At 60.2% G+C, this 16,346-nt stretch carries 15 protein-coding genes; 5 read left to right on the forward strand and 10 right to left on the reverse strand.

The window, feature by feature from the left end:
* Positions 1 to 38: 38 nt before the first annotated feature.
* The 3 genes from K3756_RS10810 to K3756_RS10820 all read right to left on the reverse strand — a co-directional run bounded on the left by K3756_RS10810 (position 39) and on the right by K3756_RS10820 (position 3,045).
* A complete protein-coding gene (locus K3756_RS10810; RefSeq protein ID WP_259987264.1) occupies positions 39 to 1,466 on the reverse strand; it encodes a DUF6880 family protein in 1,428 nt (475 codons plus the stop codon).
* A gap of 33 nt (positions 1,467 to 1,499) precedes the next feature.
* Positions 1,500 to 1,892 carry a dihydroneopterin aldolase gene (locus K3756_RS10815; RefSeq protein WP_259987266.1) on the reverse strand — a complete coding sequence of 131 codons (393 nt, stop codon included), beginning with the start codon at positions 1,890 to 1,892 and terminating at the stop codon, positions 1,500 to 1,502.
* 139 nt (positions 1,893 to 2,031) lie between these two features.
* Positions 2,032 to 3,045 carry a hypothetical protein gene (locus tag K3756_RS10820; protein WP_259987268.1) on the reverse strand — a complete coding sequence of 338 codons (1,014 nt, stop codon included), beginning with the start codon at positions 3,043 to 3,045 and terminating at the stop codon, positions 2,032 to 2,034.
* A 140-nt stretch (positions 3,046 to 3,185) separates the two neighbouring features.
* Here K3756_RS10820 and K3756_RS10825 point away from each other — a divergent pair, with 140 nt between their 5' ends.
* Complete coding sequence (locus K3756_RS10825) at positions 3,186 to 4,202, forward strand: AraC family transcriptional regulator (protein WP_259987270.1); 1,017 nt, start codon at positions 3,186 to 3,188, stop codon at positions 4,200 to 4,202.
* 116 nt (positions 4,203 to 4,318) lie between these two features.
* Here the strand turns inward: K3756_RS10825 and K3756_RS10830 are convergent, their stop codons facing one another.
* The 3 genes from K3756_RS10830 to K3756_RS10840 form a co-directional block, all read right to left on the reverse strand.
* Complete coding sequence (locus K3756_RS10830) at positions 4,319 to 5,380, reverse strand: ABC transporter ATP-binding protein (RefSeq protein WP_259987272.1); 1,062 nt, start codon at positions 5,378 to 5,380, stop codon at positions 4,319 to 4,321.
* An 11-nt stretch (positions 5,381 to 5,391) separates the two neighbouring features.
* Positions 5,392 to 7,563 carry an iron ABC transporter permease gene (locus K3756_RS10835; RefSeq protein WP_259987274.1) on the reverse strand — a complete coding sequence of 724 codons (2,172 nt, stop codon included), beginning with the start codon at positions 7,561 to 7,563 and terminating at the stop codon, positions 5,392 to 5,394.
* Positions 7,564 to 7,663: 100 nt separating this feature from the next.
* Positions 7,664 to 8,683: an ABC transporter substrate-binding protein gene (locus K3756_RS10840; protein WP_259987275.1), complete on the reverse strand. Its 1,020-nt coding sequence runs from the start codon at positions 8,681 to 8,683 to the stop codon at positions 7,664 to 7,666.
* A 235-nt stretch (positions 8,684 to 8,918) separates the two neighbouring features.
* Between K3756_RS10840 and K3756_RS10845 the strand changes: the two genes are divergently transcribed.
* Genes K3756_RS10845 through K3756_RS10855 form a run of 3 tightly spaced genes read left to right on the forward strand, consistent with a single transcriptional unit; the run spans position 8,919 to position 12,829 of the window.
* Complete coding sequence (locus tag K3756_RS10845) at positions 8,919 to 9,644, forward strand: response regulator (RefSeq protein ID WP_259987277.1); 726 nt, start codon at positions 8,919 to 8,921, stop codon at positions 9,642 to 9,644.
* Positions 9,644 to 12,196 (forward strand): ATP-binding protein, encoded by a 2,553-nt coding sequence (locus K3756_RS10850; RefSeq protein ID WP_259987279.1) that lies wholly within the window; start codon positions 9,644 to 9,646, stop codon positions 12,194 to 12,196. Before K3756_RS10845 ends, K3756_RS10850 begins: the two co-directional genes overlap by 1 nt.
* A 57-nt stretch (positions 12,197 to 12,253) precedes the next feature.
* Positions 12,254 to 12,829 carry a GNAT family N-acetyltransferase gene (locus K3756_RS10855; protein ID WP_259987281.1) on the forward strand — a complete coding sequence of 192 codons (576 nt, stop codon included), beginning with the start codon at positions 12,254 to 12,256 and terminating at the stop codon, positions 12,827 to 12,829.
* A gap of 20 nt (positions 12,830 to 12,849) precedes the next feature.
* On the opposite strand, the gene K3756_RS10860 is transcribed toward K3756_RS10855, so the two are convergent.
* Positions 12,850 to 12,993, reverse strand: a complete 144-nt coding sequence (locus K3756_RS10860; RefSeq protein ID WP_259987283.1) for a hypothetical protein — start codon at positions 12,991 to 12,993, stop codon at positions 12,850 to 12,852.
* 183 nt (positions 12,994 to 13,176) lie between these two features.
* Positions 13,177 to 13,362, reverse strand: a complete 186-nt coding sequence (locus tag K3756_RS10865; protein WP_259987285.1) for a hypothetical protein — start codon at positions 13,360 to 13,362, stop codon at positions 13,177 to 13,179.
* A 124-nt stretch (positions 13,363 to 13,486) separates the two neighbouring features.
* Between K3756_RS10865 and K3756_RS10870 the strand changes: the two genes are divergently transcribed.
* On the forward strand, positions 13,487 to 14,713 hold the full coding sequence (locus K3756_RS10870) for a helix-turn-helix transcriptional regulator (protein ID WP_259987287.1): 1,227 nt from the start codon (positions 13,487 to 13,489) through the stop codon (positions 14,711 to 14,713).
* A gap of 127 nt (positions 14,714 to 14,840) precedes the next feature.
* Here the strand turns inward: K3756_RS10870 and K3756_RS10875 are convergent, their stop codons facing one another.
* Together K3756_RS10875 and K3756_RS10880 are read right to left on the reverse strand one after the other, a co-directional pair.
* Positions 14,841 to 15,698 carry an alpha/beta hydrolase gene (locus K3756_RS10875; protein WP_259987289.1) on the reverse strand — a complete coding sequence of 286 codons (858 nt, stop codon included), beginning with the start codon at positions 15,696 to 15,698 and terminating at the stop codon, positions 14,841 to 14,843.
* Between the two features lie 208 nt (positions 15,699 to 15,906).
* On the reverse strand, positions 15,907 to 16,314 hold the full coding sequence (locus tag K3756_RS10880) for an MAPEG family protein (RefSeq protein ID WP_259987291.1): 408 nt from the start codon (positions 16,312 to 16,314) through the stop codon (positions 15,907 to 15,909).
* Between the last annotated feature and the right edge of the window lie 32 nt (positions 16,315 to 16,346).

Below are 16,346 nucleotides of genomic sequence, written 5' to 3' on the forward strand. Positions count from 1 at the left end.
CAGCGGCCCAGCACCGGATGGGTGCATCCTGTACGCCCCTAGCCGCCGGTGCCCGAGATAAGGCGAGAGAACTCCTCGTGGCCTCGCAGCATGTCGACATAGGCGTTATGTGACGGGTGCGCCCCGTAATCGCTGATCCGCGCGTCCAGTCCTTCGCAATCCTGCAGGTGGCCTGCCACGTGTTTGTAGCGCGCAGTCCGCCTCTGCCTGATCGCAAAGTCGATCATTGAGCGCAGCAGCAAGGTGGCAGCCAGCGGGTATCTGTCGCGCAGCGTATCTGCGGCATGATTGACGAATGTATAATCCTCGCCATCAATCTCATGGGCCCTGTCCAAAACCAGTTGCGATGCGGTCAACAGATCGGGCCAGTCCAGACAGAACCGCAAAGCGGGCAGGACGGCTGGATAGGACAGGATATACCGCCTCGCCCGGTCCTCGGCCTCGACATCCTCGAAATCGGGCAGCGCCCTAAGATATTCTCGCAGGTGGTGCACACTCAGGTCGCGTTCAAAGCACGACCAGCGGTGCGTCTGCGCCTCAACCGGTCTGTCGAGCGCCGTCAGCGCCCTGATCATGGCGTTGTCCCACGCGGTCTGGCCGAGGGTGCCTTCCGAAGCGTCGGCGCTATTCAAGACGGCCAGCGCCTGTTCCGACGCGTTATCGTCCAGCAGAAGCGTCGCGACTTCGGCGGCGACGGCTTTGCTTTGCAGATCTTCCGGCGTGAACTGCGCGATGTAGGCGTTTGTGTCGCCGGTGACTTCAGCGATTTCCCGCAAGCATTTCCTGACGAACCGCGCTTTCAGCTCGGCGCGGTAGTCGCGCTCACCCCTCAGATCGCGCAGGAACCGGATCGCGTCATGATCCGCATCCTGTTGCGTTGCCGGGGCGGCGGCAAAGTTCTGAACATGCGCCTTGAGCCGGGCAAGACCCGCTTGACCAAGCGTCGGGGCCAGCAGACCGATGATATCATCCAACACGCCGTGATCATCCTCCGACAAGGCCGTCCAGACACGGTCGGCCAGCGTATCGGTATCCTGTGCCGCACGCGGCGCAATGTTTTCGAAATGCTGGACCGCGACACTGAACACCGCACCGATATCACCGCGGCGATCATCCGCCCGCGCGAATATGAAAGGCGCAAGCTCCATGAACTGCCACAACAGGTCGAACGCCACATCGGGGTCGTCCGCTGCGATCTTTTCCACGATCATGGTCATCTGCGTGGTCAGATCCGTGACCAGCGATTTGCGCCTGCGCCAGCTGACGTAGGTTTTGGATTTGCGCAACGCGGCCAATCGTTTGCGAACCTCGTGGGCAAGCTCGGACGCGCCGAGGTTGTGGCTCAGTTCAAGGCGCAGGCGGCGTTTGATATCGGCGCTTCCGGTGCTGACCTCAAGCAGCAGATCAGCCAGACGGTCGGGCCCGAGGGCCACAAGATTGTCTTTGTTGAGGGTCTTTCTGGACATTCGGGCACCCCCGGCTTGCGGACTGGAACGAACTCAGGCGCTGACGCGCCATGCGGCAAGGTTGCCCTGACCCACCCGCAGCCGCACACCAAGCGTGCCGGTGTCCTGCGACACGGGGAATTTGCGCAAATACACCTCGACCCCGAGAATATCCAGATACTGCGCGCACAACCTGACGATCTGGGTCATCAGCCATTCCTGCGTTTCGCGGTGGCCTGTTGCGGCCAAAGCCTTGATGTCGGCAACCAGCGGATCGTAATCGAACACATGCTCCATTCCGTCCTGCGGGATCAGCACCTGCTGTGACGCGATGTGCAATGTCAGATCCAACAGGTGGTGATCCGGCCGCGCGTCGTTCGGCCCATATGTCCCGATATCGGTCTCGAGGATCATGTCCCTCAACTCGATCGAACTGCTGATTGTCATGTCTACTGTCCCGCCGCTGTTGGTTCTTTCGCTACCAGATAGACGTGTTTGCCGGTTCGGCCAATGAAACGGCGCGGCACGCGCTGTCTGCGGCGGAATGCGGCTGCCCTCTGTTTCCCATGCGCAGGGCAATTACCGCTCACAAACCCAGCATTGAGGCGAGGGACAGGATGATTTCGGCATGCACGGCCGCGCGGTCGGTTCCTTGCGGGTCCGTACACACCGGATCGTCGCCCTCTTCAAGAAGGATGCTTTTCGCCGCGGGTTTGCAGGGCGGCATGGCGGTAAAGTGGAATGCAGGGTCAAACCGCGTGACCGATGCGGCTGGCAAAAGTGCTGTCAGGCCGCTGTCATCAAAATTCGTCGCGCTCATCCGGTCGGTAGGGCCGCCAAGGCCAATCAGGTGCACCTGCGGCAGAAGTCCGGTCACATCTGCCGCCGTCAGCCCCCAGACAAAACCCGGATCGATTGCCGCAACGTGGGTGACCCTCGGGTCTGCGTAGCTTGCGTTCCAGACGGACGGCTCGATCCCCTGCATGTTGACCTCCTCGGACAACAGCACGTCACAGGCCGCGAACGTCTCGATATGGATGGTACAGGTCTCGACGATGCCCGCGTGATTGCCCCTCAGCCCACCCATCGAAAGCGCGGTCCAGCCGCCGTAGGAAAACCCCGCCGCCATGATCCGCGATCTGTCGATGTGGTCTGCGAACGCCGGATGATCCAAAACCAGATCCAAGGCGACCGACATGTCCCAGACCCGCGTCCAGTGGTGCACGCCCATAGACATTTCAAAGTCCCCCCAGGTCGAATTGGGATGGTTGACCGACACAACAATCGCGCCCCGCTCGGCAAGACCGGAAGCAAGCCAGGCCTGCGCCCGTGTGGTCCCGCCCATACCATGGCTGAACAGGACAACGGGATGGGTGCCCTGCGCGACCCCGGCCCCGACGGCGGCATCGACCCCGTGGAATACGGCGTTTTGGGCGACAACTTGCACCTCTCCGCCGCCCCCGTTCGGATACCAGATCGATATACCTGTCTGGGTACCGTGATGCGGCATCTCGATTTGCATCATCCTGAAACCTGCGGGATCGGCCACCGCACTTGATGCAGCACCCATCAGCGCCAAAACAAAAAAACCATGTCTCATCAACCTTCACTCCATGTCGTTGTGTATGGTCCAGACGATGGCGGACGCGGGGGCGCGCAGGCGTCCTGAAACCGGTTTTAGGTCGTCATGATCCGGTTTTAGGACTAGCAAGACTGCACACCCTGACACGTTGGAGTTCCATGCCAAGCCTGCCCATCCCCGTATTTGCGTCCGCTGTTTTGATGTTCTTGTTCATCAGGCTGTGGGTCACGCGCGGCGCGCTTAGCCCGATTGCGGTTCTGTTGGCGGTCTGCGCCTTGCAAACGGCGATCCTCGCGCTTGCCCAGCATTACATGGTGCCCGGAATGCGCTTCGTTCAGCCGGTCACAGCAACGCTCATCCCACCCGCCGCGTGGTGTGCCTTCCAATGGACTGCGGTGCGCCCTACGCGTCGTGGCGATCTGCTGCACCTGCTGGTGCCGGCAACTGCGGTGGCCGCCCTGACCACCGCACCGGGTTTTCTGGACATTTTTGTGCCGGGGGCGTTTATCATCTACGGGGGCGCGATTCTCGTTCTGTCCTGCCAAGGCCCGGACGCCCAACCGCGCGCCTATCTCGCAAATGGCAATCTGCCTTCGCGCATCTGGCAGGTGATCGGCGCGGCGCTTATCGTTTCTGCATTGAGCGACGTACTCATTCTGGCCGCGATCGCTTTGGGGTTCGACCATCTGCGCCCTTGGATCATCAGTCTCTTTTCTATCGGGAATTTACTGCTGATCGGAATCATCAGCCTGTCGAGCCATCTGCAATCGGAAGAGACGGGCGTGGATGCCCCCCTGCCCGGCACCAGCGAAGCCGAGCAACAGATCTGGACGCGCGTTCAAGCCTACATGGCGGACCAGCGCCCTTATCTTGATCCGGACCTGACACTCTCGCGCCTGTCGCGCAAACTCGGCGTTCCGGCCAAAACCCTTTCCACGATCATCAATCGCGAAACCGGCGCGAACGTATCGCGCTATGTGAACGACGCGCGGATTGCCGCGGCACAAAAGGCGCTATTGCGGGGCGAAAGCGTCACCTCCGCCATGTTGTCTTCGGGCTTTAACACAAAATCCAATTTCAACCGTGAGTTCCTGCGCATAACCGGCACTAGCCCGAGTAAATGGGTGCAAAAACAGACGCCGCTGGAGGTGGGCTCGCGGCCCCGCGGCACATGAGCGTCAATGCCATTGGTGTGCAAGACCGCCTCCGGCTGCCAGTTCGCGTCTGACACCGGCCTTGGCAAAGTGAAAGGCCAAATCCCGCAAAACACCGCAGATGGTCTGCCCGCACGTCAGAGCGCGACGAGACGTGCGTGATCCTCCAGAATGCCGACCGACACCGCATCGCCTTGCACAAAGGCGTTTGCCTGCACCGGCGCAATGACAAACAGCGACCCGATCGCGGTTTCCACCGTATATTGCATTTCCTTGCCGAGGTAGGCGGCATAGCTGACTTCGCCTTTGATCCCCGGCTGCGTGGGTGCCCCTAGGGTCAGCGCGTGGGGTCGCAGCACCATTTGGGCGCCCCCTTTGGCGGCATTTCTGGCAGGAACGGTGAAGGTCTCTCCCTCCAGAACCGCGGTGGCCTTGCCCTCCGATACGGACCTCACATCGCAAGTCACAAGATTGGCGTCGCCGATGAAATCCGCGATAAACGCGGAGGACGGCGCCTCGTAAAGATCCGATGGCGTACCGATCTGCGCGATCTCGGCATCGTTCATGACGATGATGTTGTCCGATACCGCCATGGCCTCTTCCTGATCATGCGTCACATAAACCGCCGTCAGGCCAAGGCGCTGCTGGATCTGGCGGATTTCCTCGCGCACGTGGCGGCGCAGCTTAGCATCAAGGTTTGACAGCGGCTCGTCCAGCAACAACACCTCCGGCTCCAGCACGATGGCGCGGGCAACGGCGACCCGTTGCTGCTGGCCGCCCGAAAGCTCGCTAGGCAAACGGTCACCGAAACCGGCCAGACCGACCAGCTCCAACCCGTCGTCGGCCCTTTGCGCGGCCTCGGCCTTGGGCATGGATTTCACCGTGAGACCATAGGCCACGTTTTCGCGCACGGTCATGTGGGGAAACAGCGCGTAGGACTGAAAAACCATCGACACCTTGCGGTAGGTGGCCGTCAGATGCGTGACGTCCTCGCCCCCAATCAGGATGCGCCCTTGGGTGGCCATCTCGAGCCCCGCAATCAGGCGCAGGGTGGTCGTCTTGCCGCAGCCCGACGGGCCCAGAAGCGTGACCAGCTTGCCCGGTTCGATCGCCAGATCAAGCTGCTTGAGCGCGGTCACTTCGCCGTATTTCTTCACCACCTGTTCAAAGCGGACAGCGCCTGTTTGGTCTTGGGTCATGGTCTGGATCCTCATGCCGGCTTTGCGGCGGTTTGTACGCGGTCGGCGCGGCGCAGACGGCGCGCCCCGACGAGAAGTTGCAAAAGCAGGATGGCCGCCAGCATCGTCAGGATGAGCACCGCGGAATAGGCGATGGCGAGCCCGAATTCCCCGTTTTCGACACGGCCCACGATGAATGACGTGGCCATGTTGTGTTTGGCACTGACCAGAAAGATCACAGCCGACACCGAGGTGATCGCGCGCACGAAACTGTAGGTGAGTGCGGCCAGAATGGCGGGGCCCATCAACGGCACGATCACACGCCTCACGGTCGTAAAGCTGTTGGCTCCAAGGGTGATGGAGGCCTCGTCGAGGCTCTTGTCCAGCTGGCTCATCGCGGCGATCCCGCCCCGCACGCCCACGGGCATGTTGCGAAAGACAAAGACGATGATCAGGATAATCGACGTGCCTGTCAGCTCGATCGGCGGGAAGTTGAACGCCATGATGTAGCTGACACCGATGACCGTGCCGGGGATGGCGAAAGACAACATGGTCGAGAACTCGAACGCGTCCTTGCCGACAAATTTCTGGCGCACCAGAAGATAGGCCGTGGCCAAGCCCACAATCGCCGTCAGCGGCGCCGCGATGGTCGAGATCGTGAGCGTCGTAAAATAGCTGTCCCATGCCACGCCGGTGAACCGACCGGAGGCAAAATCAATGCTGAAGGCGCGCTTGTAGTGGTCCAGCGTGAAGCTGTGGTTATAGCCCCAGAGTTTCACGAAGCTGCCGAATATGATCATCGAATAGACGATCAGCGTCAGTGCCGCCCAAGGCAGGGCCGTGGCATAGCAGACAGTCCGCAGCACCGGGTTCAACGCCGCGTTCTGCCCGCTATCGGCCTTGCCGGTGATTGTGGCGTAGGATTTCTTGCCCAGCCACATGCGCTGCGCCAGAAACGCCGACAACGTGAGGCTCAGCAGCGCAATCGCGAGGATCGCAGCCTTCGCGGGATCGGCCACAGCGCCCACAATCGCGAAATAGATATCCGTGGACAGCACGTTGTATCCACTGCCCAACACCAGCGGATTGCCAAAATCCGCAAGGCTTTCGATAAAGCCCAGCAAGAACGCATTGGCCAAGCCCGGCCGCATCAGCGGCAAGGACACAAAGCGGAACGTCTGCCAACGGTCGGCATCCAGCGTCTGGGAGGCTTCCTCCATCGATGGGCTGACGCCTTGCACCACGCCGATTAGGACCAGAAACGCAATCGGCGTGAAAGACAGAAGCTGCGCGAAATAAATGCCCCAGAACCCATAGAGCCAGCGGGTCTTTTCCCACCCCAGCAGATCGGCAAAAAATTCGGTCACGGTGCCCGCGCGACCAAACAGCAGGATAAGCGCAAGACCGATCACGAAGGGCGGCGTGATGATCGGCAGGATTGTCAGCACGCGCAGCAGTTTCTTGGCCCGAAAATCGGTGCGTGTGAAAATCAGCGCGAAAGACAGGCCCAGAAGGGTCGTGCCCGCACCCGTCATCACCGCCAGAAACAGCGAATTGATACCGACACCGCAGGACCGGTCCGCCACAAGGCACCCCAGCCCCCAGATTTCACTGCTGAAAAAGCGCGGGAAGAACTCTGTCATGGAATAGCCGCCCTCGATCTCGAAAGCGCGCACAAGGATGTGGATCACGGGAAAAAACACAAAGATCGCGACAAGCGCCACAATCAGCCCGATGGTGCTGACCACAAAAGCGTCGCCCTGCCCCTTGCCCGACTGGGACACCGAAATCGTCGCCGCAAACAACAGTGCAAGCGCGGAAAGTGCGGCACCGGCGCCCATACCCGCCTGCCCTGCCTGCACGACATCTCCGCTCAGCAACCCTTCGAATATGCGCGGGCCGGCCTGTACGATGACGAGCCCCTGCACGGCCATCACGCCAAGCCCCGCAACACAGGTGCCAAGCGTCAGCCGCGCGCGCCTGACGGGGTCCTCTACGGCAAGTTGAAAGATCAGTGCGAGGAGCAACGCAAACCCCATCGGCGCCAGCCACCACTGGCCTGCCGCGACGCGCATGAGGGCCGAGGACGGCTCACCGTCGGACATCCATTCAAGGCGCAAAAGGCCCCCGTCGGTCATATGCCACGGCAGCAGCACAAAGCTGCAAAGCCCCAGCGCCAGCCAGATCAGGACTGTCTTCTTCATTTTACTGTTCCACACGAAATTTGGCGGATGCCCCACAGCGATGGCGGGGCATCCGTTCGGTGGGGCTGACGGGAGCAGCCCAACCGACAGGGAGGTCTTGTTACTGGGGGTTCGGATCGCCCACTTTATCATCCCAAAGGGCCAACAGACGCTCACGGGTATCGGAGGATCCGTAGGTCGCGAAATCGTAATCGATCAGCTTGATCGAAGCGAGATCAGGCGATTGGGGCGCCACCTGCGCGTTGGAATTGGACGGCACCTGAAAAGACCCAACCTCCGGTGCACGGGACTGGACATCGGCCCGCAAGGCAAATTCGACCCAGCGTTGCGCGCCCTCAAAGTTGCGCGCACCCTCGATGATGGACACCGCGCCCACCTCGTATCCCGTCCCTTCGCATGGGGCGACAATCGCCAGCGGGAAACCGATCGCGGCCTGGTTGACCATGTCGTGCATGAAACCGATGGAGACGCCGGTTTCACCACGTGCCGCAGCCTTTGTCGGTGCGGAGCCGGATTTGGTGTAGGAGTTCACATTGGCCCCGATGGCCGCCAGCCGCTCCATCGCTTCTTCTTCGCCGAACAACTGTACGAATGTCGCCAGTTCGGTATAGGCCGTGCCGGAGCTGTTGGGATTGGCCACCTGAATTTCGCCCTCGAACCGCGGGTCGGCCAGATCAGCCCAGCATTCGGGGGGCGCGACGTTCTTGTCGGCCAGAATTTCGGTATTGTAGGCAATGCCGAGTGCGCCCGCATAAATGCCGATGGTGCGACCGTTGGAAATCTCGGCCATGTTCTGCGCCCAACCGAGCAATTCGCTGGTGTCCGCGCCGGACGGCTGTGTCAGCCCTTCTTCGGCGGCAATCAGATGCGGGTCTCCCGTCCCGCCCCACCACACATCGATCTTGGGGTTGCCCGCTTCGGCGCGGATCTGGGCGAGCGTTTCACCGGTGGATTTGCGCACCATCAACACGTCCGTATCGGGGTTTTCCGCCTCGAAAGCGGCGACCATGAGGTCACACCAATCCTGCTCGGCGCTGCATACAACGCTGATTTCATCCGCAAAGGCGGCGGTCGCGGACACCATCAAGGCGCACGCAGAGACCACTCCAAATCTGTTCATTTCATCCTCCCAATTGGTTGCTGCGATCCCGACACACTTGGGTATCGGTCGCCCGTCCAATGCTAGGCAAGATCCCGCATCCACGACACAGCGGCCGAATGAACAATGCTACAATACCGCACGGCTGTGGTTAATAATCTTACAAACGCGCGTCGAAATTGTAACATTCGAAACAATTAAGCCTGCGACGGGTGATCCGGCTTGGTGCTAGGATGGGTCGAGGAGGAGCAAGGCAATGACCCGACCAAAAATCGGTATTGTCGATGATGAGGCGTCCATGCGCGACGCGTTGGTTGCGCTGTTGTCAGCCAACCAGTTCGACCCCGTGCCGATGGCCAATATCTCCGAGTTCCACGCAACAGAACGCAGCACCGCGCTCGATCTTGTCTTGATCGACCTGCAACTGCGCGACGAAAGCGGGTTGTCACTTGCGATGGATATCCGGCGGACCAAGGATCTGCCCATCGTGATGCTGACCGGTCGGGGGGATGAAACAGACAAGATTGTCGGGCTCGAGATCGGTGCGGACGACTACATGCTCAAACCGTTCAACCCCCGCGAACTGGTCGCGCGGATCAGGGCCGTCCTGCGCCGCTACGGCAAATCGCCCGAAGCCCTGAGCGTGCCACCGGACGACACGCGCCTGCGGTTCGGACGTCTGACGGTGGACCAGAAACAGCGCATCCTGATTGACGAAACCGAAACGGAAATTCTTCTGACAAATGCCGAATACCGGCTGCTTGACTATTTTCTCAGCCGCCCGAACGAAATCATTCCGCGGGTGGAGCTGCTGTCGGAACTTGGCAGCGATCTTACCAAATATGTCGACCGGACGGTCGATGTGCTGATCCTGCGGTTGCGCCGCAAGATCGAGGAAAACCCCTCCAAACCTGTCCACCTCCAGACGCGGCGCGGACAGGGCTATGTCTTTATCATGGACCCAGCGCGGAGCGTCGATTGATGCGGTTTCTGCCACGCTCGGTGCGGGGGCGGCTGTGGACGGCTCTCGCGCTTTTGTCGCTGGCGATCGTCTGCATCAGCGTACTGACATGGGTATCGCTGCAACGGGTGGATGACGCCCTGCAGGACGTGCATCAGCGGTCCCTAACCCAAGTGGCGCGCGCGATCGAATTGTCCAACCGCTCCTCCGACCTTGCGACATCTGCGCCCTATCTGCTGAACCAACGCTCCAACGTCCTCGTGGAACAGGAAGGCGAAAAGCTGCTGGAGGTTCTTGCCACCGTGCGGGCGGAATGGCCCATGTCAGACATCGCCGACGCCGCCCGCGACGCGCTGCTGGTGCTGACGGATGAAATGGACAGCAGCATCCGCGACCTGATGCAGACGTCGCAGCTACTTGATCAGGTTCAGGCGCAGGTGCGCAGCCGGGTCGCCGCGCTAAGCACCCTGCGCAACGAGGCGACCGCGCGGATCGAGGATGAAGCAACCGGCCTGCGGGAAAGCCTGATCTGGTGGACGCTCCAAAGCATGAACGCGGATGCCCTGAACGCCGCCTATGCGGACAATCTGATCGGTGTCGGAGAAGAACAGCGCCACTATCAGCGCCAGCGTCAGTTCGCGTTGGCCGCCGCCCGCACCGCGGCTCAGACACGGTTCATGCAACGCCTCCAGCGGCTTGTGCAAACCGATGCCGGTGTCTTCGAATTGCGCCGCGCGGAGTTGGGCCTGACGCTCGATGCGCAAAACGCGCTGTTCCGGATCAGGCGCGATGCCAACCTGATCAACGAACTGGCCGTTGATTTTGCCCGCCGGGCCGAGACCGCCTTGGGCGCAGAGCGCGCGGCATCTTCCGGCATGATCCAGTTCACACGCCTGTTCACCGTCACACTCGGCCTGGCCGCCTTGGGCCTTGCGCTGATCGCCGCGCTTTTCGTGTCGCGCTACGTCGCCTTCAACATCGGCCGCGTGTCAGAGGCGATGGTCCGCCTTGCCAATGGCGACCGCAGCAGCGTCCTGCCCCGCCGGATGGGGGGCGACGACGAGATCGGCGACCTGTTCCGCTCCTTTCGTGCGTTTCGGGCAAATGCCTTGCGGCTCGATCGTTCCAACCGATTGCTCGATCAACGCAATGCCCTGTTTGAAAAGGTCTTTGTCAACATCACTGACGGGATCGCCCTGTCGGACAACACAGGAAAACTGACCGCGACAAACCCCGCCTTTGTGCGCATTCTTGGCCACGATGCCATCAAGGGGTCCCTTGTCGACTGGCTTAGGACATCCGACTTCGGCGCGTCTGCCAAGGCGGAAGGGTTAAGCGTCACGCATCGGGGTCATCTGGTTCTGACAAGCGACTTGGGCCAGACACTTGAAATCAGGGCCAGCAGGCTGCCTGACGAAGGCCGTGTCTGGCTCATCTCCGACGTCACCGAACAACGCAAGATCGCCGACCGTATGGCGCAGATTGACCGGATCGAGCTTTTGGGCAAATTGGCGGGCGATACGGCGCATGATTTTGCGAGCGTGCTGTCCGCGATCCGGACGCACGCCCATCTGCTGCAAAAACAACAGGGCGATGACACCGGCAACCTCACTGCGATCGAAAACGCCGTGGACTACGGCGCGTCCATGACAGAGCGGCTTTTGGCGTTCGCACGCAAACAGCCCCTTTCGCCCGAAATCTTCGACCTGAATGCCCTTTTGTCCGGCATGATGGATCTGGTCGAGATCGGTCTGCAGGACGCGGTCGCGCTGCACGTCGAACTCGCCGATGAACCGATATGGGTCCAGGCCGACCCGGGCCAATTGGAATCCGCGATCCTGAACCTCGTGCTGAATGCGAACAATGCGATTGACGGATCAGGTGCCATCAGGATCACACTTGCCAAGACCCCTGAAGGTTATGCCGAAATGGTCGTGTCGGATACCGGTGCCGGAATGCCTGAACACATCCGCTGCAAAGCGATCGAGCCCTTTTTCACGACCCGCGCAGGACAGGGTGGCACCGGATTGGGGCTGTCCATTGTTTATGGGTTCATCAGCCAAAGCGGCGGACGGCTCGACATCGACAGCACGGTCGGTGCCGGCACACGCATCACCGTCGCACTGCCACTGGTCAGCGGCCACAGAAACCACCCCTCGCAGTTCAAAGGGATGCGGGCGTTGGTCGTCGACGACAGTGACCGCGATCTGCGCGCGACGAAAGAAAAACTGCTGACGCTCGGGTTCGATGTGAAAACCAGTATGTCACCCAAGGCCGCCCTCAAATCCCTTGAAAACGGCGTCTTCGACGTGGTTGTCAGCGACTTCGATCTGGGAGCAGACATAAACGGAATGGAGCTTCTGACGCAGGCGCGGGCGCATTTACCTGTCGCACAGCTCGTCTTGGTAAGCGGTAAATCATCGCCCGCCGACAGCACAGCTTTGGACTTTACGTTTGTTGAAAAGCCGGTCGCAAAGGACGATCTGGTAAAGGCCCTCGTTAAGAACTCTCGCCACCCGGGCGCGCAAGAACAGGCCGAGCGACCCGTTCCGGCCCATGAAATCCAAGCGTGACACTGCACTGTAACGACCATTTGCACAGCCGAACCGAAACCCCGCCATCCAATTCATTTGACGCGTCGGACCAAAGAACCCACGGTATCTCGACGAAGGTCAGTTCGGAGCAGACACATGGCACTCTCGATAAGACGCGCAACGAACGAAACCGATATCGAACAGGTGCGCGATCTGTGCCGCCAGTGGCTTGACTGGCATTGGTCGCACTATCCTTCTGATTGGCCAACAGAGGGAAACCCGATGGACCCCGCGCGTTTCCAAGAGATACTGAAAGACCTCCCAACGCTTCACGCGCGTCCCCATGGTGCAATTTTTCTCGCGTCCCTCAACGACAAACCGGTCGGTTGTGTTATGTACAATGCGCAATCCGATGGCCTTGCGGAATTTAATCGCATGTTCGTAAGCGAGGGGGGGCGTGGACACGGGGTTGGCCGCCTTTTGCTGAACCGGATGTTCGATCAGATGATCGAGGACGGCTATCAAAAAGTCATCTTTTCATCGGCGACCTTTCTGACCCATGCCAGAACGATGTATGAGGCTGCCGGTTTTCGCGCGGTGCCGCACCCTGACGGATTTCCGTCCGAATGGAAGCCTTACGTTTACTTCATGGAGCGCCCCCTGTTGGGATAGAGCCGGCTTGGGGGGCGGCGTCAAAAACGCAGCTTGCTATTTGACGCCTTGATGTGCCGGATTGCGGCCAATGCAATGACGCTGGCGGCACAGACCACGCCGGCGGCAACGACACCGCCAATTTGCAAGGAAAAGCCAAGGCAGGTCACGAATGATTGGCTCATAGGACTGATCCTTCAATGCAATAAACGGCTGTTGCGGCACAGCGACCCGTCAAAAACTACAGCACGCAGATGCCGCTTTCATGGGGCATATTGCCCAAATTTTTCGAGCCGTGTCGTGGGCCCTGCCCGTGCGGGCAAAGTGACTTGGGGTGGCAAAGCCCACAGCTTTCGGTCCCACAGACCTTAACTTTCGCCGTTCCCCGACCCAGTTGCGGTGCCGCATCCGCCGGTGAAGTGGCATCCCCAACCGGTGCCGGAGCCCGGAAAATCCATGGTCGGAAAGCTCATTGATTGCGCCGATGCTGCGGCGGATGTCAGGCTGAGAATGACAAGGGTGAGCGGTGCGAGTTTTTGGACTATGCGGATCATCGGGTGACCTCCTTTGGTTGAACAAGGACAGTTTTGCCGATGGCGGAAAAGGTTTCATGAGCCAGATTGCCCAAACCCGACTGGGTAAATTTGCCTAAAAGCCGATGTCGGGTTAGGGTTTTCCATGGCGGCGATCCCACCCACTCCAGAAGAACTCTCTGACCTGATCGGCCTTGTCTACGACTCCGCCTTTGAACAGGCGCAATGGCACGCCTTCATGACCCGCATCTGCGAGATGTTCCCCGGTGTGGCGGCTATGGTGCACGGGACGATAGGCGACCAACAGACCGTCAAATTCGCGAGCGCCGAGATCAGCCAGACGCTTTCGCGCAAGCCTTTGCAGCTGACCTATGCCATCAACGGAATGCCCGCGGCACAAGCCATGCCGCTTACGCCAAACGGCTTCGTCGCGCGGTCAAAGAAATTCGTCGTCGAAAGCGAGTGGCGCAGCTCGCCCATGTATATCGAATTCCTGCAACCGGCGGGCCTGTGTCACAGCATTCACATCAAACTTGATCACTACGCGGATCGTGTTGCATTCATGTCATTCGGCATCCCCGAAGACCCTAAGCTCGAAGCGGCGCTTCACGACCCCTTATTCGAGCTTCTCAAACTCCTCGCGCCGCATGCGTCGCGTGCGGGTCAGCTGGCGCGCGCGTTGGCCTTGGCCAAAAAATTCACCGAGGTTTTCAGCGGCTTCATGGACGGGATCATTTTGCCGATGCTGGTCACCGATGTGCGGGGCAAGTTCCTTTTTGGCAATGCAGCCGGTCGCAGGCTGCTGGAGCGCGGTGATCCCTTTCACAAATCCGCCGACGGGCGGCTCAGGCTTGATGACGAATATGCCACGGCCGACCTCGTCCAAAAGCTCATGCAGACAAGCCGTGATATGGTCCAAAGCGGCTTGCGGGTGGACACGCAGGACGCGCCGTTGCTGCTCGCCATTTCCCCGTTCCGCCCCTCGATGCGGGACGCCAGTGCCGTCGACAGACATCTGCTTGATGAGGAACGCATGTTTGCGATCTTCGTGGGGCAATCGGAACAGGATGCCGTCAACGCCCCCCTGCTTGAAGATGTTTTCGACCTTTCCAAGCGCGAAGCAGCGGTTTGTCAGGGGCTTCTGACCGGCGAAAGCGCAGCCAGCATTGCGCAAACCTCGGGCCGTGCGCCCAAAACCGTGCGAAACCAGATCCAGATGATCTATGAAAAGGTCGGTGTTTCGTCGAACACGGAACTACTGGATCGGTTGTCCGTGTTCCGTACGGTCGGCATGATGTTCGAGGATCAGACGACCGGACCGCCCGACGGGTCAACTCAGCGTCTGGAACATGACCAGCATCGCAAAAGGTGACACCATCAACGCAGGGAGGTTTCGTTCACGACCCAACTGCAAACACCCCTGCACAAAATGCTGACTTTCTGGCAATCAAAGTTGCGAAGGGCCAAAAGCTCCGCTCGGCATCGCCCCTGCGTGCGCCTCAAGATTGAACTTGCGGAAATTGTGCATTGAGCCAGTCCCGGAGATGTCCGACGCCGGTGCGCCAGTCCGGACCCGCAAGAATATCGTGGGCTTGGCCCGGTAACATCACGGCTTTTGTGCCCAGCTTCCGCGCGAGAGCGGGAACGCTCCCGCCGGAGGCGATCGGGTCGCGATCTCCGGCCATCACAAATACAGGCGGGTTTCCAACCGGTTGGGTGAGATCAAGTTTTCCCAATTCCATGAACACCTTGTCGCTGTCGGGTTGCGCCATGAGCCTTTCGACATTCCTGCGCACCGCATCCCGATCATGACCGGCATACATGACGTCGTATTGCGGCCCGAATTTCGTGAACATCGCGGATGGGCGACCGGTCAACATGCCCATCATTCCCTGAACGGGGTATCGTTTGATCATCCACCCCATGAACCCTTTCATCCCGAGCTTGATATCCCCGAAAGAGAGCAGCGCGATTGCCGGCACCGCATGTCGTGCGGCGTAGTTGCGCACCAATACCGACCCGAGCGAATGGCCGCCGAGGATCGGTGTTTGTCCTGTTTCGCCTTCGATATGCGCGACCGCACGGGCCACATCCGACGCGTAATCGGCAAATCTTGCCGTGCGAATACCCTCGCGTCCGCCGCTGCGACCGTGGCCGCGCAGGTTGAGGGCGAATGACGTCCAGCCGTCCTCGGCCAGTATCGGCATCGCTTGTTCGGCAAATTGCCAGGCACCGGATGTATAGCCATGCAGAAAGAGGATCGCGGGTCGCGAAGCATCGCCAAGGGCACCGGATCGCTGGATTTCAAGGGCGGGATATTCCCCCGAAGTGGGCAGGATTTGCGACTGGATACTCATGACTTGCGAAGGCTTTCAGTCCACGCGCCGACCGCGCCATACATCGCCCGAACCAAGCCCTCCCTCTGTTCGGCGGCCCAAGGCCCCCAGCACAAATCGGCAAGAAAAATATCGGCGTCTGTCATGCAATTCCTCTCAAGTTCGAAGCGGGCAAAAGATCGGGCGCGCCAGTGACGTGCCAGATGCGGCGGTTCACGGTCGACGGGGCTCAGGCCGCGCCGCCCGTGAAGACGATCCAGGCAAGGTACGCCCAGGCTGCGTAACCAACAGTCCAGGCGCCCGAGCGTAGAAGCGGAATGCCAGCCAACGACACCGCCACATAGGCCAGCCGCGCAGCCAGAAAGACGCGAGCGATCAGACCGAGATGAGGGTGGGACAGATCCGGGATAACGATGACAGCCAGCAGAACAATCGGCACCCAAAGCATCAAGGCCTCGATCTGGTTGGAGCGGACCATCGCGAGCCTGTTGGCAAAAATGCCCTCATCGACCCGTTCATCGAAGTTCGAGATCGTGTATTTGAACCCGACCTTGATGTCCCGGACGAGAGGTTGCAGCAGCAGAAGCGCCCCGAGCAGGATGACGTTCCAGAAGGTGATCGAGATAAGAGTTTCCATAGAGCTTTCCTGTATTTCTTTGGTGAGGTGCG

It is taken from the genome of Sulfitobacter sp. S190 (assembly GCF_025141935.1).
In the GTDB taxonomy this organism is placed as follows: domain Bacteria; phylum Pseudomonadota; class Alphaproteobacteria; order Rhodobacterales; family Rhodobacteraceae; genus Sulfitobacter.